At 34.3% G+C, this 23,303-nt stretch carries 19 protein-coding genes and 1 tRNA gene; 4 read left to right on the plus strand and 16 right to left on the minus strand.

Features of this window, described 5'->3' with window-relative positions:
• Nucleotides 1-686: T9SS type A sorting domain-containing protein (locus V4538_14795; GenBank protein ID MES2382312.1), on the plus strand; the 686-nt coding region annotated here is incomplete at its 5' end.
• Between the two features lie 117 nt (nt 687-803).
• Here V4538_14795 and rho read toward each other — a convergent pair.
• The 12 genes from rho to V4538_14855 all read right to left on the minus strand — a co-directional run bounded on the left by rho (nt 804) and on the right by V4538_14855 (nt 18,221).
• Nucleotides 804-2,453 (minus strand): transcription termination factor Rho, encoded by a 1,650-nt coding sequence (gene rho / locus V4538_14800; GenBank protein ID MES2382313.1) that lies wholly within the window; start codon nt 2,451-2,453, stop codon nt 804-806.
• A 212-nt stretch (nt 2,454-2,665) separates the two neighbouring features.
• Nucleotides 2,666-4,546 carry a sulfatase-like hydrolase/transferase gene (locus V4538_14805; GenBank protein ID MES2382314.1) on the minus strand — a complete coding sequence of 627 codons (1,881 nt, stop codon included), beginning with the start codon at nt 4,544-4,546 and terminating at the stop codon, nt 2,666-2,668.
• Nucleotides 4,547-4,683: 137 nt separating this feature from the next.
• Nucleotides 4,684-5,994, minus strand: coding sequence for a quinol:cytochrome C oxidoreductase (locus V4538_14810; protein MES2382315.1), 1,311 nt, complete (start codon nt 5,992-5,994; stop codon nt 4,684-4,686).
• Nucleotides 5,995-6,021: 27 nt separating this feature from the next.
• On the minus strand, nt 6,022-6,642 hold the full coding sequence (locus V4538_14815) for a cytochrome c (protein ID MES2382316.1): 621 nt from the start codon (nt 6,640-6,642) through the stop codon (nt 6,022-6,024).
• 4 nt (nt 6,643-6,646) lie between these two features.
• Nucleotides 6,647-7,174, minus strand: a complete 528-nt coding sequence (locus tag V4538_14820) for a DUF3341 domain-containing protein (protein ID MES2382317.1) — start codon at nt 7,172-7,174, stop codon at nt 6,647-6,649.
• Nucleotides 7,164-8,612: an NrfD/PsrC family molybdoenzyme membrane anchor subunit gene (gene nrfD / locus V4538_14825; protein MES2382318.1), complete on the minus strand. Its 1,449-nt coding sequence runs from the start codon at nt 8,610-8,612 to the stop codon at nt 7,164-7,166. Before nrfD ends, V4538_14820 begins: the two co-directional genes overlap by 11 nt.
• 49 nt (nt 8,613-8,661) lie before the next feature.
• On the minus strand, nt 8,662-11,769 hold the full coding sequence (locus V4538_14830) for a TAT-variant-translocated molybdopterin oxidoreductase (protein MES2382319.1): 3,108 nt from the start codon (nt 11,767-11,769) through the stop codon (nt 8,662-8,664).
• Nucleotides 11,770-11,817: 48 nt separating this feature from the next.
• Nucleotides 11,818-13,083 (minus strand): c-type cytochrome, encoded by a 1,266-nt coding sequence (locus V4538_14835; protein MES2382320.1) that lies wholly within the window; start codon nt 13,081-13,083, stop codon nt 11,818-11,820.
• A gap of 190 nt (nt 13,084-13,273) precedes the next feature.
• Nucleotides 13,274-15,241, minus strand: a complete 1,968-nt coding sequence (locus V4538_14840; GenBank protein ID MES2382321.1) for a nucleoside-diphosphate sugar epimerase/dehydratase — start codon at nt 15,239-15,241, stop codon at nt 13,274-13,276.
• A gap of 164 nt (nt 15,242-15,405) precedes the next feature.
• Entirely contained in the window at nt 15,406-16,278 is an 873-nt protein-coding gene (locus V4538_14845) for a DMT family transporter (GenBank protein ID MES2382322.1), read from the minus strand.
• A 9-nt stretch (nt 16,279-16,287) separates the two neighbouring features.
• Complete coding sequence (locus V4538_14850) at nt 16,288-17,388, minus strand: LptF/LptG family permease (protein MES2382323.1); 1,101 nt, start codon at nt 17,386-17,388, stop codon at nt 16,288-16,290.
• A gap of 59 nt (nt 17,389-17,447) precedes the next feature.
• Complete coding sequence (locus V4538_14855) at nt 17,448-18,221, minus strand: queuosine precursor transporter (protein MES2382324.1); 774 nt, start codon at nt 18,219-18,221, stop codon at nt 17,448-17,450.
• 153 nt (nt 18,222-18,374) lie between these two features.
• Between V4538_14855 and V4538_14860 the strand changes: the two genes are divergently transcribed.
• Both V4538_14860 and V4538_14865 read left to right on the plus strand, forming a co-directional pair.
• A complete protein-coding gene (locus tag V4538_14860; GenBank protein ID MES2382325.1) occupies nt 18,375-19,145 on the plus strand; it encodes a hypothetical protein in 771 nt (256 codons plus the stop codon).
• A 304-nt stretch (nt 19,146-19,449) separates the two neighbouring features.
• Nucleotides 19,450-19,926, plus strand: coding sequence for a DNA N-6-adenine-methyltransferase (locus V4538_14865; protein ID MES2382326.1), 477 nt, complete (start codon nt 19,450-19,452; stop codon nt 19,924-19,926).
• On the opposite strand, the gene V4538_14870 is transcribed toward V4538_14865, so the two are convergent.
• Both V4538_14870 and V4538_14875 read right to left on the minus strand, forming a co-directional pair.
• Nucleotides 19,921-20,124, minus strand: coding sequence for a hypothetical protein (locus V4538_14870; GenBank protein ID MES2382327.1), 204 nt, complete (start codon nt 20,122-20,124; stop codon nt 19,921-19,923). The two genes, V4538_14865 and V4538_14870, sit on opposite strands and share 6 nt — an antisense overlap.
• Nucleotides 20,121-20,864, minus strand: a complete 744-nt coding sequence (locus V4538_14875) for a hypothetical protein (protein ID MES2382328.1) — start codon at nt 20,862-20,864, stop codon at nt 20,121-20,123. The genes V4538_14870 and V4538_14875 overlap by 4 nt, the downstream gene beginning before the upstream one ends.
• 478 nt (nt 20,865-21,342) lie before the next feature.
• On the opposite strand from V4538_14875, the gene V4538_14880 reads away from it, so the two are divergent.
• Nucleotides 21,343-21,702, plus strand: coding sequence for a hypothetical protein (locus V4538_14880; GenBank protein MES2382329.1), 360 nt, complete (start codon nt 21,343-21,345; stop codon nt 21,700-21,702).
• A 185-nt stretch (nt 21,703-21,887) separates the two neighbouring features.
• Here V4538_14880 and V4538_14885 read toward each other — a convergent pair whose 3' ends face one another.
• Nucleotides 21,888-23,126 (minus strand): TCR/Tet family MFS transporter, encoded by a 1,239-nt coding sequence (locus tag V4538_14885; protein ID MES2382330.1) that lies wholly within the window; start codon nt 23,124-23,126, stop codon nt 21,888-21,890.
• Between the two features lie 104 nt (nt 23,127-23,230).
• Nucleotides 23,231-23,303, minus strand: a tRNA-Lys gene (locus V4538_14890).

The raw sequence follows: 23,303 nt of genomic DNA on the forward strand, positions 1-23,303 counted from the left end.
ATTATACTTGGAACAACACAAGCCAAACATCGCGTACCATAAAAGTATTACCACCCAATGGAACTACTGTTTATTATGTAACCGATACTTACTCGTGCTTACGCGATTCATTTACCGTAAATGCAACCTCCCTCCCTATTACCCTACTTAATTTTGATGCGCAACTGGCCAACAAAAAAGTAAAACTCAATTGGTCTACCGCAATGGAAATTAACAATAATTTTTTTACTGTAGAAAGAAGCGAAAATGGTAAAACATTTTATCCTATAGCCAATATAAAAGGTGCGGGTAATAGCACTAAAACTTCACAGTATAGTTTAATTGATGATATCAATACTGTAAATGCTAATACTATTTTCTATCGCCTTAAACAAACCGATTTTGATGGCAGATTCACTTATTCAAAAACCGCTACCATTGATTTAGGAAATGTAGGAAACTTTGACTTAAGTGTTTTTCCTAATCCTAATAGTGGAACATTCACCATTGGTTTAAGCAATGTAATGAGCGAAACCATATACATCACCATATTTGATTTATTGGGTAATGAACACTTTGTGCAAGAAATTGAAACCATCAATGGAAAGAAAAATATTGAGTTGAGTTTACCTCCGGGTTTTTATACTTTAAACGCTACCACCATTGAAGGTAAAGTAATCGTTCAAAAAATATTTGTTAATAAATAGGCCCAATCAATTCAAGTGTAATTGTGTAATCATTTTCACTACAATTAATACAATAAAAAAAGCCACTTGTTTAAAAACAAGTGGCTTTTTTTATTGTATCTTTAAAATAGAATTTTGTTAGTTATTCATACTGGCTAAAAACTCTTCATTCGATCTTGTATTTTTCATATTATTCAATACCACATTCATCGCCTCTTCTGCATTCATATCAGCAATATGGTTACGCAATACCCAAACACGTTGAATAGTTGATTTATCTAACAATAAATCATCTCTTCTGGTACTTGACGAAACAATATCAATAGCAGGGTAAATACGTTTGTTAGCTAATTTTCTATCTAACTGTAATTCCATATTACCCGTTCCTTTAAACTCTTCAAAAATTACCTCATCCATTTTAGAACCGGTATCAATTAAAGCAGTAGCTATAATGGTTAACGAACCTCCATTTTCAATTTTACGTGCTGCACCAAAAAAACGTTTTGGTTTGTGCAATGCATTAGCTTCTACCCCACCTGATAATACTTTACCTGACGAAGGGGCCACTGTATTAAATGCACGGGCCATACGTGTAATTGAATCCAATAAAATAACTACATCGTGACCACACTCTACCATACGTTTGGCTTTTTCTAAAACCATATTAGCTAACTTAACATGTTTTTCAGCCGGCTCGTCAAAAGTACTGGCAACTACTTCAGCTCTAACACTGCGTTGCATATCAGTAACCTCTTCTGGGCGTTCATCAATCAACAATACCAATAAATATACTTCCGGATGATTTTTAGCTATAGCATTTGCTATTTCTTTTAATAAAATGGTTTTACCTGTTTTAGGTTGTGCAACAATTAAACCACGTTGTCCTTTTCCTATTGGTGCCAATATATCAATAATACGTGTTGAATAGGTTGATGCATTATCAGCTAAATGCAAACGCTCATCGGGAAACAAAGGCGTTAAATGTTCAAATGCTACTCTATCTCTAACTTCTGCAGGTATTCTTCCATTAATGGATTCTACTTTTATCAAAGCAAAATACTTTTCACCTTCTTTTGGAGGGCGAATAGTACCTCTTACTGTATCGCCCGTTTTTAAACCAAATAATTTTATTTGCGATGGAGATACATATACATCATCAGGCGATGACATATAATTATAATCACTCGAACGTAAAAAGCCATATCCATCCATCATTGTTTCCAATGAACCTTCACATGTAACTATACCTTCCAGTTCAACATATTCTTGTTTTTCTCTCTCTCTGTTGTTATGTCTGTCTTGTTTATTTTTCTCCCAAGGTTTTTGTCTGTTTTCTCTTACCTGAGGGTTAGTATTGTTTTCCGGAGCCTGAGTATTTTCACCATTTCCGTTTCCTTCTCCATTAAGTTCACCGGTTGTTTTTGTTTCATTACTATTATTTTCAATAACAGTATTTACATTTCCATCCAATTCTACTTTCTCCTCAATAGGTTTTAATTCATTATGGTTAACCATTTCAGGCTCGTTACGTACTTCTTCTGTATGTTCCGTAACGTTAGTAGAAAGGGCCAAAGTTGGTTCTGTTGATTTTGCTTTGCGCGGACGGCCTTTTTTCTTAGGTGACGCATCATCAGCGTTATTATCAGTTGTTGTTTTGCTTTGCTCTTGCAAAACACTGTCAATTAATTGTTGTTTACTTAATTCGGTAACATTTTGCACTTCTAAAGAAAGCGCCAAATCTCTTAGCTCAGAAACGAGCATTTGATTTAAACTAGTGGTGTCGTACATGTAATAATGTAAAGTTTTTACTATAAATTAGTTTTGATTTTTGTTGATGCTATAAACAATAGCTCAGTGAAGGATAATTAACGAAATGAATTATTACAAAACATGTTAATTGATTCCGATTGCAATAAAGTCAATATATACAATATATGCAAGCCCTATATTTATATTCATAAAACCGCTGCAATAAAGCTCTTTAACAAATAATAATCCATCTAAAACACCTTCGCTTTTACGGTAGCATAATCTACGTTATCCTGGTAATTGGTTTGTAAGTATGCCTTTCCGTACTGTAGCCAATGGTTGTTGACCAATGAATCATTATTTTTATTTGAATAAACCACCTTTTGCTGGTTATGGTCATAAATAATTTGGTGCGTATCTGTAACCAAACCAAACCCATTATCAAAAGCATAATAGGCAAAATGAGGTGTTTGCTGAGAAAATATATTTTTACTTCGTTTAAAATGCTCATTAGCAATATCCATTTGTCCTAATAAAGTAGCAGCAATATCAGTATGTGAAATAACATGGCTATTGGTTTTACCAACCCATTCACTATTCAAAGCTCCACCGCAAACCAACATAGGTATATGATGTCGTTCCACTTCATATATATTTCTACCCCTTGGAAATTTACACGCATGGTCAGCTAAAATAACAAACACCGTATTTTTATACCAGTCAGATTTCTTTGCTTCTTGTAAGTAGGCATATAAACAAGAGTCAGCATAATGCATGGTGTTTCTGTATCCATCATTTAATTTGTCTCTGTCACCTTTAAACAATTGTGGTATAGCCGCATCAAACCATTCGTGTGTAGTCATAGTACTTAACACAGAGAAAAACGGTTGAGGGGTTTGTTTTAAATCTAATAAGTGTTTAGTAAAAGTCTCTTCATCATAAGCACCCCAATTGGTTCGCTTATTAATTTTAAAGTCATCCTCACCCACCATTGTTTTAACACCTGCGGCACGTAAATAAGCTTCAATATTATCAAACTGCAAACGACCTCCGTTGTAATAAGATGTATGGTAATTGTTTTCATTCATTACCTTATACAAATTTGGTAGTTTATCAAATTTGCCAAATTCCTTTATAATAGAACTAATAGGTTGCGCAGGATAAGCACTTAATATAGCCAACATACCTTGTTCTGTCCTATCACCTGTGGCGTAACATTTATCAAAAAACAGGCCTTCGTTTTTTAAGGTACAGAACTTAGGTGTAATACCCCTCTCACCTCCTAAACATTCAATTACATCAGCCGACCAACTTTCCAACATAATAACAACTATATTAGGTCGGTTGGTATTTAATATTTTTTGCACGCTATCCGGCTTTGCCTGATGCATTTCATGCAACAAATGGTTAGCCTTTTCATGGTCAAAAAACACATAAGGGTTATGCTGAGAGGGAATAGGATTGAGAAACAAATCGGCAAAATTCCAAAAACTGTTTAAGGCAGCATAATTTAAAACGGAATGAGCTGAAAAAAATATTTGATTTCTATTGATAGGTACTCGTTGAAAACCTCCGCGAGCCATAATCACCAAAACAAATGATACTATAATAGGAGTTATTACTTTTAGTTTAATATCAATTTTACGTTGGGTTAATGGTTTATACATTTTATTAAACAACCACCAAAACAAAATCATTTGAACCGCCATAATAGCAAATAAACCAATATTCTCTGCCGCAAATAAAGCAGGCAATACTTCATCAGGATAGGCCATGTAAGATAAAGCCTTGGCATTTGTTTTAGTACCCCATACTTTAAATATACCGGCATCAGTACTACCTACAAAACAACAAATAACAATAAATAGGCGTGTTTGGTATTGGACAATTTTATTTAAAGTGGGTTGCCAATTGGTAAACCAACTTATAATACTTAGTAAAACAGGTAAGCTAACTAAATAAACGCACGTAGCTAAGTTTAAAATCAAACCCTTTTTAAACGAAAACAAAATTTCAGCTAAAGGTGCATGTAAGCTACTAAAGCTAATGAGTAAAAATGAAATTTGCTGGCAAATGAAAAAGAACAACCAAAAGGCCAATAAACGTAAATAAAATTGTAAGGTATTTTTCAATATAATTTTAGGCTTTAAACAGCAAATTAACTCATAATTACTTAATAATTAATTAACAATTTATTAGTCCATAAAATAAAAAAGCCCCAACTTATAAAGTTGAGGCTTTTCATTTATCAGGTTAAAAACAAATAGTTTTAAACCCCTACATCGTGCATAGCACTTTCGTATATAAACGGATGGCGTGTTGGATACAAATTAGCTTTGGTTAAAGCTTTCATCACAACAGTTAAAAACAATCCTGCAAAGAATAACAATAAACCTATTTCCATAAAACCAATTCCCTGATTTGGAATTTCTATTGAACCTGTAGGATTATGTGGAGTAATAGCTGTTGGTAAATCCATTGCTCCTGGCATAACCATTAAGAAACAATCATTCCAATGTCCGATAAGTAAAGCCGCACCTACAATATAACCTACTTTTCTATTTCTTTTTGCATCACGCATCATAAAAATAAAGAATGGTGTAACAAAGTTTAACAATAAGTTTAAGTAGAAATTGAATTGATACGAACCAAACATACGCTCTTTGTAGTACACTACCTCTTCAGGAATATTAGCATACCAGATTAATAAGAACTGTGCAACCCACATGTATGTCCAGAATACAGAAAATGCAAACATAAACTTACCTAAATCGTGTTGGTGTTCATCAGTTACAACACCTGCTAAATAACCTTTGCTTCTTAAATACCATACCAATAAATAAGTAATTGTTAAAGCACTTACCCAACCGGTAGCAAAGTTATAAATAGTGAATATAGTTGAATACCAATGAGCATCAATACTCATCATTAAATCCCATGCAAGCATAGAGAAAGTAAAACCAAATATGAATAAGAAGTAAGTTGATAGTTTAAAGTTTTTATCAAAATTTTCAACACCACCTATTAAGTCTTCGTTACGTGAGTTTTTTCTAATTTGAGCAGCAGCCCAAATCCAGAAAGCAGTAAATAAAACCAAACGAACCAAATAAAATGGTTGTGCTAAATACCAAGTTTTTTTAGCTAATAATGGATCTGATTCCATTACACCAGGGTGTGCCCAATGGTAAATACCGCCATGTAATACATAAAAGTTAATTAATATTATGGACAATAAAAAACTGGCACCAATTATCATGTAGGTACTCATTGCCTCTGGAATTCTGCGAATAGCTACATACCAAGCTGCGTTAGCCAACTGGCTGATAACAACAAAAATAATAGCACAGGTAGCAATAATAAAAGTGAAATAGCTATCTATCAACATATTACCCCAAAACCTTTTAGCAACTAAATGGTGAGCATCTTCAGCACTTATTCCTTCAATAGAAGGATGATAAGTAAAGTAACCAAGTATAGTTAAAAGCACCCCAACAATCATCAAACCGTACGACCACTTTTTATTGCCTTCAGTTACTGTATATTTTTCTTCTTTAATTTCTATATGTGTATCGTGTGACATAATTTTTTTTCAAATAATTAATTCAACTTAATTTTTAACGGTACTATCAGCAGCAGCACTTGGAGCACTTGCAGTAGTTTTAAAAGTATTAACATAGTGTATTACCTGCCATATTTGATTAGGACTTAATACAGTACCATAAGCACCCATTAAGTTTCTACCATATTTAACAGAGTAAAATGCTTTTCCATCATTAATAGTTGGAAGCCTGTCTGCATAACTTGGTACTTTAGGAAACTTACCATCAGCAACTATAGTTCCATTTCCTTGTCCGTCCTCGCCATGGCAAGGAGTACAGTTAATAGAGTATAATCTTTTACCTTCAGCTAAATTGTAAACAGTAGCACTTAGCGGATTTTTCAGAGCACCGGCAGCTTCATAAGCTTCCGTTGTTTTAGGAAAATCATAAGTAGCGTAATCAGCCTGACCACGTGCAATAGTGTGTTTTGCAGGTAAACGCATATTCATACCATTAGGGTTAATAGTATTTGGTTTATCTTCTTCCTGACTCAAAGGCTCATAAGCAAATGAATGGTACATATTAGGTGCATACTCTAATCCCGGATTATCACCTCCGGCCGTACATGAGGCTATAAAAGCCATACCCGAACCTAATAAAATAGCTATACTTATATTTTTTAATTTCATAGTATTAGTCTTCAAACTCCCTTTCTCTTATTTCAATAGCTCCATTATTTTTCAATAATGAACTTAACTCAGTTATATCTGTTTTGTTAGGTACCACATCAATAGCTACTACAAATAAATCATCAGTAACTCTGATATCAATAATATCAGCATTTTTACCCCAAATCATTTTGTTAACAGCAAAGAAGCAACCCACCATACCAAAGGCAGTACATAAAATGGCCAACTCAAATGTTATTGGAATATAAGTTGGTATATGCAATGAAGGTTTACCACCTACATTTATTTGCCAATCAAAATAAGAAGCATATGATTGTAAAGTTAAAGCCAATACAATACCGGTCATAGCAAAACAAAACGCAGCAACTGTTAATCTTGATCTTTTAATTCCCAATACTCTGTCCATTCCGTGAATAGCAAATGGCGAGTATACATCTCTAACTCTGTACCCATCATGAATCAACTTTTTAGTTGTATCATAAATATGGTCAGGGTCGTTATAAATTCCTAAAATTACTTTATTAGTGTCCATGAACTGAATCTCCTTTCGTTTCGTGTGCGTGATTAGGCATTTTGTGATTGTTTTTTAATAATTCAGTGTATTGTTTTTCTAATTCCAAAGCATGTTTAGTTTTAACAATACTTTTCAACTCACTCATGTTAATAGAAGGTAAAAACTTCATGAATAAGAAAAATAAGAAGAAGAACAATCCAAATGAACCAATTAAAATAGATACCTCAACAAGAGTAGGTGTATACATACTCCAACTTGAAGGAAGGAAATCTCTATGTAACGAAGTTACGATGATTACGAAACGTTCAAACCACATACCTATATTCACAATAATTGACATAATGAAAATAAACCAAGGTGTAGTACGTGCCCATTTAATCCAGAATACCTGAGGAGCCACCAAGTTACATCCCATCATTATCCAGTAACTCCATCCGTAAGGACCGAAAGCACGGTTTAAGAAAGCATATTGCTCATATTCAACACCAGAGTATGCAGCCACAAAGAACTCAGTAATGTAAGCTAAACCTACCATTGTTCCTGTTAACATTACTACACGACACATTGCATCTAAATGCGCTTCAGTAATATAATCTTTATAGCTTAATACTTCACGGGCAACAATCAATAAAGTTAATACCATTCCAAATCCCGAGAAGATAGCTCCCGCAACAAAGTAAGGAGGAAAAATAGTTGTATGCCATCCCGGTACTAATGAAGTAGCAAAGTCCATAGATACAATTGAGTGAACCGAAAGTACCAAGGGAGTAGAAATAGCCGCTAATATTAAACTGATTACTTCATATCTGTGCCATACTTTAGTTGAACCATTCCAACCCATTGCAAAGAAACCATACCAGAATTTACGTACTTTACTGGTTGCTCTATCACGTACGGTAGCTATATCTGGTATTAAACCTACATACCAGAATACTAATGATACTGAGAAATAAGTAGAGATTGCAAATACGTCCCAAACCAAAGGTGAGTTAAAGTTTACCCATAAACTACCCAAAGCATTTGGAAGCGGAATAGGCCAATAAGCTACCCACGGACGACCCATGTGAGATAAAATAAATGATGCCGCACAAACTACCGCAAAAATGGTCATTGCTTCTGCTGAACGGTTAATAGACATACGCCATTTTTGGCGGAATAATAATAATACTGCTGAAATTAAAGTACCGGCATGTCCAATACCTACCCAAAATACGAAATTGGTAATATCAAAAGCCCAACCCACAGTTTTATTTAAACCCCAGGCTCCTAAACCCACTAGCATGGTATAAGTAGTGGCAAAAATCCAAATTGCTAAAACAATAGTTGATAAACCAAATCCAATCCACCAACCTTTTGACGGTTTGTTTTCTATTGGACGAGTGATTTCTTTCGTAATATCACTGTAGGTTTTACCACCTGTTACGAGCAAATCTCTAATTGGTGATTCGTATGACATGTAATTATATTATTTTAAAATTTTTGTTTAATTGATTAATAAATTTTGATTAATGAGCTTCGTGCGCAGCTTCTTTAGCAGGCTCATGTTTTTCTTCATGATGCGCAACTGGAGCTTTTTGCTCACCGGCAATAGGTTCGTTTACGTTTCTTATTTTAGTTAAGTAACCAACTGAAGGTTGAACGTTGTACTCTTCTAATAGAACATATTTACGTTCGTTTTTGAATAATTTAGAAATTTCGCTGTTAGCATCATTCATATCACCAAAAACCAAAGCATCTGCAGGGCATGATTGTTGGCAAGCTGTTTTCACATCACCATCAACCATTGTTCTGTTTTCAATTTTAGCTTTTAACTTACCGGCTTGGATACGTTGAACGCAGAAAGAACATTTTTCCATAACCCCTCTAGAACGAACAGTTACATCAGGATTGATAACCATTCTACCTAAATCATTATTGAAATGGAAATCAAATTGATCATTTTCTCTGTATTTAAACCAATTGAATCTACGTACTTTATAAGGACAGTTATTTGCACAGTACCTGGTTCCTACACAACGGTTATAAGCCATTTGGTTTAAACCTTCTGAGCTATGAACTGTTGCTAATACAGGGCAAACTGTTTCGCAAGGAGCGTGACCACAATGTTGGCACATCATAGGTTGATACATTACCGAAACATTTTCGTAATCAACATCGCTGCCTTTTTTATCTAATTCTTTTTCTTTGGTAGTTACTACACCCTTGCTATCTTTAAAGCTATAGTATCTGTCAATACGTATCCAGTGCATTTCGCGACTGTTTAATATTTCTTTTCTACCAACTACAGGTACATTGTTCTCAGCTGAACAACTTACCACACAAGCTCCACAACCAGTACAAGCATTCATATCGATAGCCATACCCCATTTGTGTCCTTTGCTATCATGCTCTTCCCATAATGAAATAATATGAGCATGCTCGTTATTACCTGCACTTGGGTTTTTAATATACTCGTTTAACGAAGCTTCACGTAATAAATTACGGCCTTCAATAGTATGGTGAGTTTGAGTTTGCGCTAATTCGTAATCATCGCCAGTTTTGGTTAAAGTAATCGCTTCACTGGCATTGTACTTAAAGTTACCGTTTTCTAATGAAACTAAACCAAAAGCATTTTTACCTAAACCTTTACCAAAATGCGAAGCTACTTTACCATGCGTTTTTCCGTAACCAACGGCTAATCCAATAGTTGAATTGGCTTGACCAGGTTGAACTAATACAGGTAAACCTTCAATTTTGTTATTACCAACAGCTAAAGTAACTACATCACCATCTTTTAATTGGAATTTGTCGGCAGTTACTTTACCAATGGTTAAGTAATTATCCCAGCAAACTTTACTAATTGGGTCAGGTAATTCTTGTAACCAAGGGTTATTAGCATGTGTTCCATCGCTTAAACCTACTTTGGTATATAATTTTAATTCAGTATTGTTTTTGTTGTTTACATAATTAACAGTTACTCTGTTAGCTATTTCGCTGCTTAAAGGAGCTGCTGTAGCTGAACTAACTGCTTTTGGAGCCATTACATAAAATCCATCATGTAAAGCTTTGTTCCAAGCCTCTTCGCCTGCCATTAATATAGATGACTGCCAGTTGTTTTTTACGTAAGTGTAAAAATCAGTGGTATTACCAGCCCAAGTTAATAAACTTTCTTGTGCCTGACGGGTATCAAATACATTAGTAATAGTTGGCTGTGTTAAACCAAAGTAACCTACTTTAGGTTCAGCATCGTTCCAGCTTTCTAAGTAATGGTTATCCGGGGTTTGGAATTTACATAATTCACCTGTTTCGTCAGTTGACGCATTGGTTGAAATTGACGTTCCCACTTTGGCTAATGCTTTTTTAAATCTATCAGCATTGTAGTAGCTATAAGCAGGATTTGTATTGTAGAAAATTACTGCATCAACAGCACCACTTTCCATGTCAGCAACAAATGCTTCAAAAGCTGCATCATTGCCACTGGCTTGGTTTGAGTAATTATCTAAATCAATAGTAGTGCCTATATTGCCTAATAAGCCGTTAATAGCAGCTACTAATAATTGATTGTCTAGGTTATTTGAACCCGAAACTACTAATGATTGACCTTTAGCAGCTATTAATTCTTTAGCAGCTAAATCAACCGAGTTTACAGCTAATTCAATAGTAGGCACATTAAATGTTGGTGCGCCTGAAGCAGCAGCCACTTTATTGTAAATACTTAATAAAACTGCTCCTTCCATCGAAGGTTTAATAGGGAAACGGTAATCGGCATTTGAACCCGTAAGCGATAAATTGCTTTCAAAATGCAAATGACGGCTCATTTTTTTGTTTTCAGCCTTACGGTTTTTAGCCCAACCTTTAGTGTATTCAACCGGTGAAATCCAAGTACCTAAAAAGTCAGCACCAAAACTTACTATTACATTGGCTTTATCAAAGTTATATGAAGGAACAACTGCTTTACCAAAAGCAACGCGGTTGGCTTCAATTAATGCTGCATATGAAATGGCTTCGTAACCAACTGTTTTTGTTGATGGATACTTAGCTGTAAATTCAGCAATGGCTTTTTTAGTTGATGGGCTGGTAATAGTTGTTGTAACTATTCTAATATTTTTAGCTGAAGCTAAAGCTTTAGTAATATCAGCATCTACTGCTTTCCAGGTACTTTCGTTGCTACCGCTACGAGGTGCTTTTAAGCGCTCGTTATCGTACAAACCTAAAATACTGGCGTGGCCTGTAGCACAAACACCACCTTTAAATACTGGCGATTCGCTGTTACCTTCTATTTTAACCGGACGACCTTCGCGTGTTTTAACTAAAATACTACATCCTGTAGAGCAAGCACCACAAGTAGTAGCATACCAGTTAGGTATACCCGGGGTTATATTTTCTGGTTTAACTATATAAGGAATTGCATTTTTTACAGGAGTTCTGTTACAAGCAGCTAAAGCAACAGCCGAAATACTAAAACCAAAGTATTTCAAGAAATCACGTCTGTTAGATTGTAATTCTCCGTCAGAGTCAGTTAATACTTCTTCCAAAGGAATACCTTGTGCAAATTCATTTTTTTTGCTAGTAACAAATTTTGGATCGTTGTTTAACTCTTCTAAACCTTTCCAGTATTTATTTTTATTTTCCATTGATAATTTTTTCTTCCTTAATAAAATTTGAACCTGTTTAAATTTTGATTAGTAATGACATTTAGCACACTCTAATCCACCATTTTGAGCAACAGTGATAAAATCTTTGTTACTTGCTTTTAAGTCTTTGTGTAACTTTTCGTAGTAATCGTTATTAGCTACATCAACTTTAGCCTCACGGTGACAGTTAATACACCATCCCATTTGCAAGCTGCGTTGTTGGCTTACTACTTTCATTTTCTCAATCGGGCCATGGCAAGCTTGGCACTCTACTTTACCAATTTTAACGTGTTGAGAGTGGTTAAAATAAGCATGGTCAGGTAAATTGTGAATTCTTATCCATTTAATAGGTTGTTGTTTAAAGCCGGCTATATAAGCACCTTTTTCAGCATCGTAACCTACTGCATTATAAATTTTTTGAATTTCAGGTGAAACTTGTCCATTGTATTTATCTTTTGCTTTTACATACATATGGCAATTCATACAAGTACTAGCCGAAGGTATAGAAGCTTGTTTACTTTTATCGGCACTTGAGTGACAGTATTGGCAATTAATTTTGTATTTACCTGCGTGTAATTCGTGTGAGTAATTAATAGGTTGCGTTGGCGCATATCCTTTTTGTACACCTACTTCTTTGTTCGCAAAATCAAAACCGTATAAACCTAAAACAATAGTAATTACTGCTCCTACCGCTAAAGTACCTACTACAGGGTGTTTAACAAACAATTTGTAACGGATGGCTTTTTTGTTTTGTTTCCAGTGAATTTTAGGCTCTTCAGCCATTTCAGGATGTTTTTCGTTGTAAATGTTTTCAATTACTTTACGAATATTAACAAGTATAAAAATAATGGCTATTAAAATAACAGCAAAAATGGATAAGCCTATTAACATACCCTGGGTATAAAAACCACCGTCTCCGTTTGCAGGAGCAGCTCCACCTTCAGCGCCTGCAGTTGCAGCAGCCGGAGCAGGTCCACCTGTTTTAACGTAGGCTAAAATTGATTTAATTTGGTCATCGCTTAACTGAGGGAAAGCAGTCATTTGCGACTGATTGTACTCATTATAGATTTTATTGGCGTAAGCATCGCCTGATTTAATAACTGCTTGTGAGTTTTTAACCCATTTGATAAGCCAAGCTTCACTTTGTCTTTTATCAATGTCTTTTAGAGCAGGGCCAACAACTTTGTCGTTTATAGCGTGGCAAGCCGTACAATTTGCATTGAATAATTTTTCTCCCTCAGCAACATCAGCAAACGATAATTTTGTTACTAATAAAAGGGCCGTTAAAAATAGTACTATTTTATTAAGTCTCATCTATAATTTATTTTACAATACCTTTACAAATCTATATGTTGTTAAGTGTAGCACATCACTGATTTTTATCAATGAAGTCTAGGCTTAACAAGATGCGAATATAATAAGTTAAATGACGGATGATTTGCTGTTAATAAATAAATATTATTTAGATAAAATCTATTTAAAACATGCTGTAAATCTTTGTGTTTTATTTTTGCAGAAGCTTTTCAACAGTAATATCACTTAATTCCTGTTGATTGTCGAGATTTTCGAATGGAGAGTTTTTACTGATAAATTCCGGAACTATTTCTTTCATTTTTGATACAATAGCCATTTGGTTTTGCTTTTTGTATAAATCAAGCAATGAATTTACATCTGTTTGCACTTGTTCAAAATTATAATGACGTACTTTTCCTATCATTATTTTAGAATGATGGGTAGGCATGGTGTTTTCATCATCATTCAATAATTCTTCGTATATTTTTTCTCCCGGTCGTAAACCCGAGTATATTATTTGAATATCTTTTCCTAAGGTTAAACCCGAAAGCTTCACCATTTTTTTAGCTAAGTCTATAATTTTTACCGACTTACCCATATCAAAAATAAATATTTCGCCTCCCTGCCCCATAAATCCGGCTTCCAATACCAATTGGCAGGCTTCAGGAATGGTCATAAAATAACGGGTAATTTCCGGATGGGTAACCGTTATAGGCCCTCCCATTTCTATTTGTTTTCTGAAACGTGGAATAACAGAACCACTTGAACCCAATACATTACCAAAACGGGTAGTAATAAACTTGGTAGTACCGGTCTGGTTTAATTTGGCGTGGTTATTTAATGATTGTACGTAAATTTCGGCAATACGTTTAGAGGCTCCCATTATATTGGTTGGGTTTACTGCCTTATCAGTACTTACCATTACAAATTTTTCTACTTTATACTCTACCGCAAAATTGGCAATGGCTATAGTTCCACCTACATTGGTTTTTACTGCTTCCGATGGATTGTTTTCCATTAAAGGCACGTGTTTGTAGGCGGCAGCATGGTAAATAACATCAGGATGATACTTTTCAAAGATGGCTTTCATCCTTTCTTTATTGGTAATATCTGCTACCAATATATCTATTAGTTTATTCGACTGCTTATTAAGTGTTTCTGCTATAGACGATTCCAACTGGTACAAACCAATTTCGCTACAATCAACAGCTACAATTTTTTTAATTTTAAACTTACATAACTGGTTCACAATTTCGCTGCCAATAGAACCTGCAGCACCTGTTACCATAATTACTTTATTGTTTAACTCTTTGCCAATAGCGTCTATATCCAGTTCAATAGTATCTCTTTCTATTAAGTCTTCAATCTTAACCGTTTTTATCTGGTTAAAACTCAATTCCCCGTTAATCCATTTTTCAACAGGAGGAACACTCATTACATTGATATTGCTTGAAAGGCATTTGTCAATAATTTCCTGCTTACGGTTTTTACTCATATTAACCGCACTTATAATTACGTGGTCAATATTAAACTTGCGTAAAACCTCATCCAACTCATCGTCAAAGTCGTAAATGCGCACACCTTCAATTGATTTTCTTTTTTTACTTTGGTTATCATCAAAAAAGGCTTCAATTTTATTATTAAAACCACTGTGTTGTTCCAGTTTACGTTTGGTTATAATACCTGCTTCTCCTGCGCCAAAAATAGCATAGCTAACTACCTTACCTTTATTTTGATACGATGTTTTAAGGTATAATAATTTAACAAATATGCGGAACGAGCCAAGGAAAAAGGTAGTTAAAATAAAATCGAGAATAATAATAGAGGTAGGTATAAAAGTAATTTGACTGGCATAAAATACTTTATAAAAAATAGAAATGAATACCAAGCCTACACTGCTAAAAAGGGTGGTGTACAATATTTTAATTCCGTCCTGCACACTTGTATGGCGTATAATACCGGTATACAGTTTAAAGTACATCATAAATACAGCTTTAACCAAAACTATAATAGGAAGCACTTTAATAATTAACTCTAAAGTTCTATCGTCAACTCGTAAACTAAAACGTAAAATAACAGATGCTACAAAAGCAAAAGCGCAGATTCCAATATCAAAAGCAAATATTAACCAACGCGGAATATTTGAACTGTTATTAAAAAGTATACGTAATATTTTCATTTATTTTCTGTTGTGGCGCAAATATATATGAATTTTAATTGAAAAAAGAAAGCATTTTTTTAACTTCATTTACATCTTAATAAATACTTTACCAAATGCCTTACTCAATTCATAAACTGCACGTATTAATTTACGAATAAAAATAAAAATTGGATTTGCATGGTTTAGTTTTTATCAAATTTGCGTTTAAAACCCGGGTAAGTAAAAACACAAATCAAAATAATAAGTGCTCCAATATAAAATTGGCTATTCATTATTTCCGATTGGCCAAACAATAGCAGAGAAAACACCACCCCGTAAATAGGTTCTAAGTTATTGGTAATAATAACCGTAAAGGGTGTAAAGTATTTCATTATCTCTACACTCATGGTAAAAGCAACTGTGGTGCATAACACACTTAAAATGAGCAGCCAAATAAAATCTTCTGTGCTTAGTGACGGAAAAAATGATTCGGATTGCATAAATAACTTAACCAGCGTAATAATAATAAAAGCCCCTATAAACTCAACCAGCGTAATAACCGAACTATTATGTTTGGTTATGAGTTTACCGTTATAAGTACCAAAAAAAGCACCTGTTAAAGCTGCCAGTACCCCATAAATAACGCCTAAAAAGGCACCCGAATCAAAACTTAAAATAATAGCTAAGCCAATAAATATAACAATACCATAAAAGGCATCGCCCCAAAAAAACTTTTTCTTTAACAGCAGTGGTTGCATAAATGAAGCAAACAATGTCATGGTGCTAAAGCCTGCCATGGCAATGGAAACATTAGATACTTTAATAGCATGGTAAAAGAAAAACCAATGCAAGCCCACTATTAAACCCATAAAAAGCAATTCAAAAACTTCCTTTAAGCGGATATCAAATTTATACTTACGGTATAAAACAAAAACATACAAACTAAGCGAAGCCAGTATTAAACGCCACCAAACCAAATCCAATGCCTGTAAACTGATCAATTTCCCTAAAACAGGCGTTAAGCCCCATAGAAAAACAATAAAATGTAAGCGGAGAAGTTTATTGGTTTTTAGCAAATGCGTTAATTATTTAGGGGCTGTTTTTAAAAGAAACAAAGCTACTATTAAAAAGAAAGCGGGCGGAATCCATACAGCCAGCGTTGGCGGCAATACGGCTGTAAAACCCATTACATTAAATATTTGAATTAAAAACAAATAGGTAATAGTTAGAGCAAAACCCAGCGCTATATGCGCCCCTGTGCCTCCCCTGCTTTTTTTGCTTGAAACAGCTACCGCCAAAATAGTTAATATAAAAAATGAAGTAGGTACCGCTACTCTTTTGTACAACTCCACCATAAACTTATGTACGGGAGCACCTTTGCTTTTTTCTTTCCTGATATACTCGTTCAGTTCCGGATTGGTCATGCTCGATACATAATTGGCCTTTAACACAAATTCATCGGGTTTAATTTTTAAAACCGTATCCAAGCTGGCCAGTTTACGCAAGGGTTCATCGTTACCAATAAACAAACGTTGTTGTACATTTTCCAAGGTCCACAACTGTTTGGTTTTATTCCAAAGCAAACGCGTAGCAAATATTCTATTGTATATTTTATTTTTAGAGTAACCTTCAATGGTACAATTGTAGCCCACACTATCCAGGTAATTATACGACTCCATGTGTATAACCGATGAATCGTTAATCATATAATAAATGTTATTGTTCTGCGTAACTACCTTTTCATGTATCCAGTCGTCTTCAAACTTAAGTCGGTGTTTATCGGCTATGGGCATTAAATGCATATTGGCCAATAAAAAAACTACAAACAATAAAGCCGATGATAATATATAAGGTTTTAAAAAGCGGTAATAAGGAGCACCACTGTTTAACACCGCTATTATCTCCGTATTCTGCGCCTGTTTCGAGTTAAAAAATATAGTGGAAAGAAATAAAAATACGGGGCTGAATAAACCCATGAAATAAGGTATAAACCAGATATAATAATCGAATACTAAAACCGATAAAGGTGGTTTGCGTTTGATATAATCATCCATTTTTTCCGATATATCAATAAAAATGGCAATCAATGTAAACAACAACACACAGAAAAAGAACGTAGATAAATACTTACGCATGATGTATTTATCAATAATTCCTAGTTTAAAAAACTCGACTATTTTATTCATTTTTAAGGACTGCAAAGTAAGGCAGTTTTTGATAGGAAAAAATAATGCCAGAAAATCATTTATTCAGCAGCGGCTGACTCTACCATTTGGTGAGCCAGTTCCTTACCCAAATAAGCATCGATGGCTTTGTGCACAAAATACAAAAGCGGAATCATAAGCCAGGCTATGGTAAACTTATAAATATAATTAACAGTAGCTATAGCCAATACCTGACTCAAAGGCCATTGGTCAGGCGTATTTAACTTACCTATATAAAAGGCTATAAACAATACCACAAAACTATCAATCAATTGCGATACAAGCGTACTGATGGTAGCGCGTAACCATAGTTTTTTTTCACCCGTTACTTTACGTACCGCATGAAATACCTTCACATCTATAATTTGTCCGACTAAAAAAGCAGCCAAGGAACCTATAATAATCCAAAGGCCCTGACCAAACACATTGTTATAAGCCAAGCCCATATCCAAAGTACCGTTTTCCAAGGTTTTTATTTTCCAAAAGGCTGCTCCTTCCGTTTTCATGGCTAAGTACACGGCTAAAAAAGCATACGAAATAAGTGCAGCTGCTATATAACTGTACAAGCGTACCGCCTTTTGCCCGAAATACTCATTAATAATATCCGTCATTACAAACACCAAAGGCCATAATATAACCCCTGCTGTTAAGTTAAACGAAAGGCTATAACTACCAATGCCCAAATTAGCCGGGTTAAAACCAAAGGTTTCCTCTAACGAAAATATTTTAACCCCTATAAACTCGGCAATGATAGCATTGGCTATAAAAAAAGAGCCCAATACCAAAAACAAAATGTTACGCTTTGATTCTTTCATACAATTGGGCAATAATAAAATAATTATCAATAGCATTCCGGTTCAAGTCAAATAATTTTAAGTGCATTGTAAAAAAGCCATGACCATTATTTAAACATGCAGCAAAAAGGAAAAGAGGGTAGTCAAAAGGGAACACTTAAAAAAATAAACAATATGAAAAAAACAATTTTAATGATGAAGCCAATGATAGTATTGGCAATGATTCTTGGCTTAACGCTGGGTAGTTGTAAAAAAGGATGGTATGGCGATGAAGATGGATTGGGTGGCAAAGGTAAAGGCGGAAATGGCGGAGGAGGAAATGGCGGGAACACACCAACCAAAGTAATGGGCGTAATGGAAAGATTTGACTGTGGTCATTCTATTTACGATGAAAACTTATGGATTAGAACCGATGATGGGCAGTTATTACAGCCTTGCGAGCAAACATTTATGCCAATCTACCCTGTTACGCTTAAAGAAGGCGACAGAGTAGAACTAGCCTTTAGTAAATATACGGGAGGCACCAAAGGATTTGAACTGACCTGCAAAATAGCTAATTTGGATTTTACCAGAGCTAGCATTGATTTTATTACTGCCGTAGATATTAAAAACCCGAAAGGCGGTGTAATAATTACTCCCGACTATGACCAACTAGAAACAGGGGGTGTACATGTAATGAGCGCCCAAATAGATGGAAGCCAATTAATGCTGGAGGCAGCCTTCAATGGTTGCGATAATAACACCGAAGCATTTGAACTGGTGGGCTCACCTGATTTATACAACGATATACCTACTTTTAGTTTAAAACTGATTAACAGAAAACCGGAAATGTGTCAAGCCTTTTTTACAGAAAAACTATCCTTTGACTTATCGTCACTTAAAACAAATAAGGAAGGTAAAGTAAGAATTAGAATAGAAGGTGTTGATAAAGAAATCATTTTTTAGTTACTAATTAAAACAACAACTATTGATAAAATGCACTAAAATAAGTGTGTAAGCATTTACAATAAAAAACCTTGGAAGAGCCTTCTTTCAAGGTTTTTTATTGTGGTTATTTACCTATCGCTTCATGATGTAAAAAACAGCAAATGGAAATAGCTTGTTGGGGATTGTTTATGATATAAAAAATTTAGGATTGAATTCAGTGAATTTTAAAAGATTAAACAAGATAAACCATGTTGAAAAAAAATTGAAACAATTATTTGTTTAGGAAAATAATTGATCTCACTTTAGATCTAAATCATAATAAATGAATACATCTTTTGAACGGTCAGAACAAACTAAAGTAGAATGGTTAACACCACCCGAATTAGTAAAAAAACTTGGAGAATTTGATTTGGACCCATGCAGTCCCATTAATGCTCCGTTTCTTCATGCAAAAGTTAATTACACCATTGAAGATAATGGATTAACCAAACCTTGGATTGGAAGAGTTTATTGCAATCCACCATATGGAAAAGATTTGCATCTTTGGTTATCTAAACTTCAAGAACATAAAAACGGAATAGCACTTATTTTTGCCAGAACAGAAACCAAATGCTTTTTTGAAAATGTTTGGGATAAAGCTGATGCTCTTTTATTTGTTAAAGGTAGAATAAGATTTTACCATGTTAGTGGTGTACAAGGTGGAACACCCGGAGCACCAAGTGTTTTTGTTGCTTATGGAAAAGAAAATGCCCTTAAACTAAAAAACTCTGGTATTGAAGGTCGATATATTGATTTATAAAATTTGATAACACTTAAATTCAGCCACATTGAAACCTGACTCCCAAATCCAAGTATTTTCTTTTAGTAGCTGCTTCAAAGCATCATCTTCATTGGCAACGTTTTCTACAATTCCAATAACTTGTGAATTATTTACTTCTATATGCTTATTAGGGGCTGAGGTATAACCTTCATTGGTTATAAAGATAAATTTTTTCATAAAATGAATTTGAAATTTTGCTGCTGAATTAAATACTCATATTGCTTATTCAAGTCATTATAACTTAAAAACTCAACACGTTTATTTTTATTTAATTCTTTAAATGAGGAATATTTAATCTTTGATTCATATTCAGTTTTCCTAATTTCATCAGCTACAATGACCATTCTTGAATAAAAATCTTGCAAATCATTAAATTTTAATAATGAATTTTGTATATCTGTTGAATGTTCAACTTCAAAAAATGAATGGGGTAAACATCTTTCATTAAACCAAATTACATCTATTGTTGAACTTCTTTGTACAAGATTTTGAAAAGTAAAATTAGGTAACTCACTTATTGATCTTAATTCTCCCAATTTTTGATTTAAAAATAGCTTATTTTTATCTTGATTGGGAATAAATGTATTTAATCCTTTTAAGTTTCCAATTGTTAATAATAAACCTTGAAAATAAGAATGATTAAATTCAATAACCTCTTTTAAGTCCTTGTTTAATTCCGTTTCTTCTATTATTCCTTTATCCTCAAGCGACTTCCTATAGCTTATTAGGCCATATAAACCGGGTTTAATTTTATAAATATTCTTATCTAATTGAACTATTCTTCTAATACTGGCAAAAGGTGTTTTAGTTTTCCAAACACACTCTTTTATTTTTAAGACCTCTTGATTAAGTTGGCCCAAAGTAGCTATACCACCCAACTTTTCTAATGTTAATATCACAGCTTCATTCTGTTTCATTCTAGTCTTGATTAATCAACCTTTGTTAACTGCAATATCCATTTACTTATTAAAATAAGAAAGTACATTTTACCCACCAATAGTTTACTTTCTTTTATAAGATATAGGCTTTGTTAAATAGGTTATGGTTGTTATAATAAATCACCTTAGGTTTATTATAAATGGAGTTTACTTTATAACAAAATTGAAAAGCTTTGTTATAAAACCCATTGGCTTTGCAACAAAAGGACCTGCATTTGTTACAAAGGGACTTGCATTACTTTTAAAAGAACATGTATTGGTAACAAATGAAGTTGTTTTTATAACAAAATAAAGCTGCTTACAAAGCACTATTGCTTGCTTTACAAAAAAAATATTTTTCTAATAATCAATACATTGCAAAATATTTAATAGAAAATATATTGGTTTTATATGAAAACCATACCAAGGGCGTTTTTATAATACCGTTAATATTGACGGCAATTAATTATAAAAAATCATGACACGTAAAACGCGAGAATCTTCTGCTTTAAGCAAGGCTTCGAGCAGAAAAAAAGCGGTAAGTGCTATTGAACCAAACTTTGATTTGGGCAATGACATTAGCGAAAAAAACTACCAGTTAAAAATTGATGCGTTAGCTAAAAAGTTGGATGACTACAACCTGATGATTGGAAAACTCAATACCATGGCTAACGAATTGGAAGTAATGGAAAAGGAATTAAACGATTACAGCGACAGGGTATTATCGGGCGTGGGGAGTAAATACTCCAAAGACAGCGATGAATACGAAATGGCTGGTGGTGTAAAGAAAAGTGAAAGAAAAAGAGGCCCCAAAACAGGGACGCCTAAAAAAGAATAAACAGGAACATTTTTTCATTAGTATTTAGACATAAAACATGTATAAGGTTTGCTTAGCAGGCCTTATACATTTCAACAAAGGAGTTTTTCGTGGTTATATTTTTTTTTGACTAAACGGCTTGGCTAATTTATTTTAGCTGAGCCGTTTTTTCTTATTGAAACCAGCAAAAAGCGCAATAAATAAAACTATTTAACCTCTTTACCTATAATGACATGGGTATGTTTTGATAGGGTACGCATGGCTAAAACCAATGCAACAAACACCATAACAGAACCTAAATAAAAAGGAGCACCGGGTAAATAAAACATTGAATCTTTAGCGGTAGCGTAAGCAAACAAATTATTCATAATTAAAGGGCCTGCAATAGAAGTTAAACTCATTAAGCTGGTTAAAGCGCCTTGCAGCTCACCTTGTTCATTGGAGGGCACCTGGTTTGAAACCAAACCTTGTATAGCCGGTCCGCCTATACCGCCTAAGCAATAGGGTACTAAAAAAGCAAACATCATCCAGGCTTGCCAGGCCAAACCAAATAGCAATAAGCCTAAAGCATACATGGCTATACCAATATAAATAGAGTTTTTATGGCCTAACTTAGGCATAAGTATACGTATTAAATAACCTTGCACAAAAGCTACCAAAATACCTACTACGGCTAATGAATAACCTACCATTTCTTCGTTCCAGCTAAATTTATACATGGTATAAAAACTCCAGTTTGATTGTACCGCGTGTGAAGCTAAATACAATAAAACCAAGCTGGCCACCATACCCGAAACAACGGGGTATTTTTTTAAGTGTTTTAATGAGCCAATAGGATTAGCCCTGCTCCATTCAAACTTGCGCCTGTTTGCAACAGGTAACGACTCCGGTAATACAAAATAGCCATACAATACATTTAATAAGGTTAAAGCTGCTGCTACTAAAAAGGGTACATTGGCTCCCCATTTACTGGCTAAACCACCTATTACCGGCCCTATAATAAAACCTAAACCAAAAGCAGCTCCTACCAGGCCAAAGTTTTGCGCACGGTTTTCAGGTGTGCTTATATCGGCAATATAAGCAGTGGCAGTAGTAAAGCTGGCACCCATTACCCCTGCTATAATACGGCCTATAAATAACCAGGCTATAGAGGGTGCAAAAGCATGGAAAATATAATCGAGCCCTAAACCCAATAAGGAAAGCAATAATATAGGCCTGCGCCCAAAGCGGTCGCTTAATCCACCCAAAATAGGTGAAAATATAAACTGCATAACGGCAAACGAAAATATAAGCCAACCGCCATAACGCGAAGCTTCACTTAAACCTTCGCCTGTTAAGTTTTCAATTAGCTTAGGTACTACAGGTATAATAATACCCAGGCCTATTACATCAACCAATATGGTAACAAATATAAACCCAAGAGCTGCGCTACGTTTTACTGTCATAAAATTAAATTAAAAATTAGAATGTCTGTATGTTACAGACTGTACATAAATACAAAAAATAAAACAGGCTGTTTAAATTAAATTTAAACAGCCTGTTTGTTTTGTGATCCCGCTGGGATTCGAACCCAGGACCCCTACATTAAAAGTGTAATGCTCTACCAGCTGAGCTACGGAATC

This window comes from Bacteroidota bacterium (genome assembly GCA_040388375.1).
Lineage (GTDB): Bacteria > Bacteroidota > Bacteroidia > UKL13-3 > UKL13-3 > JAAFJM01.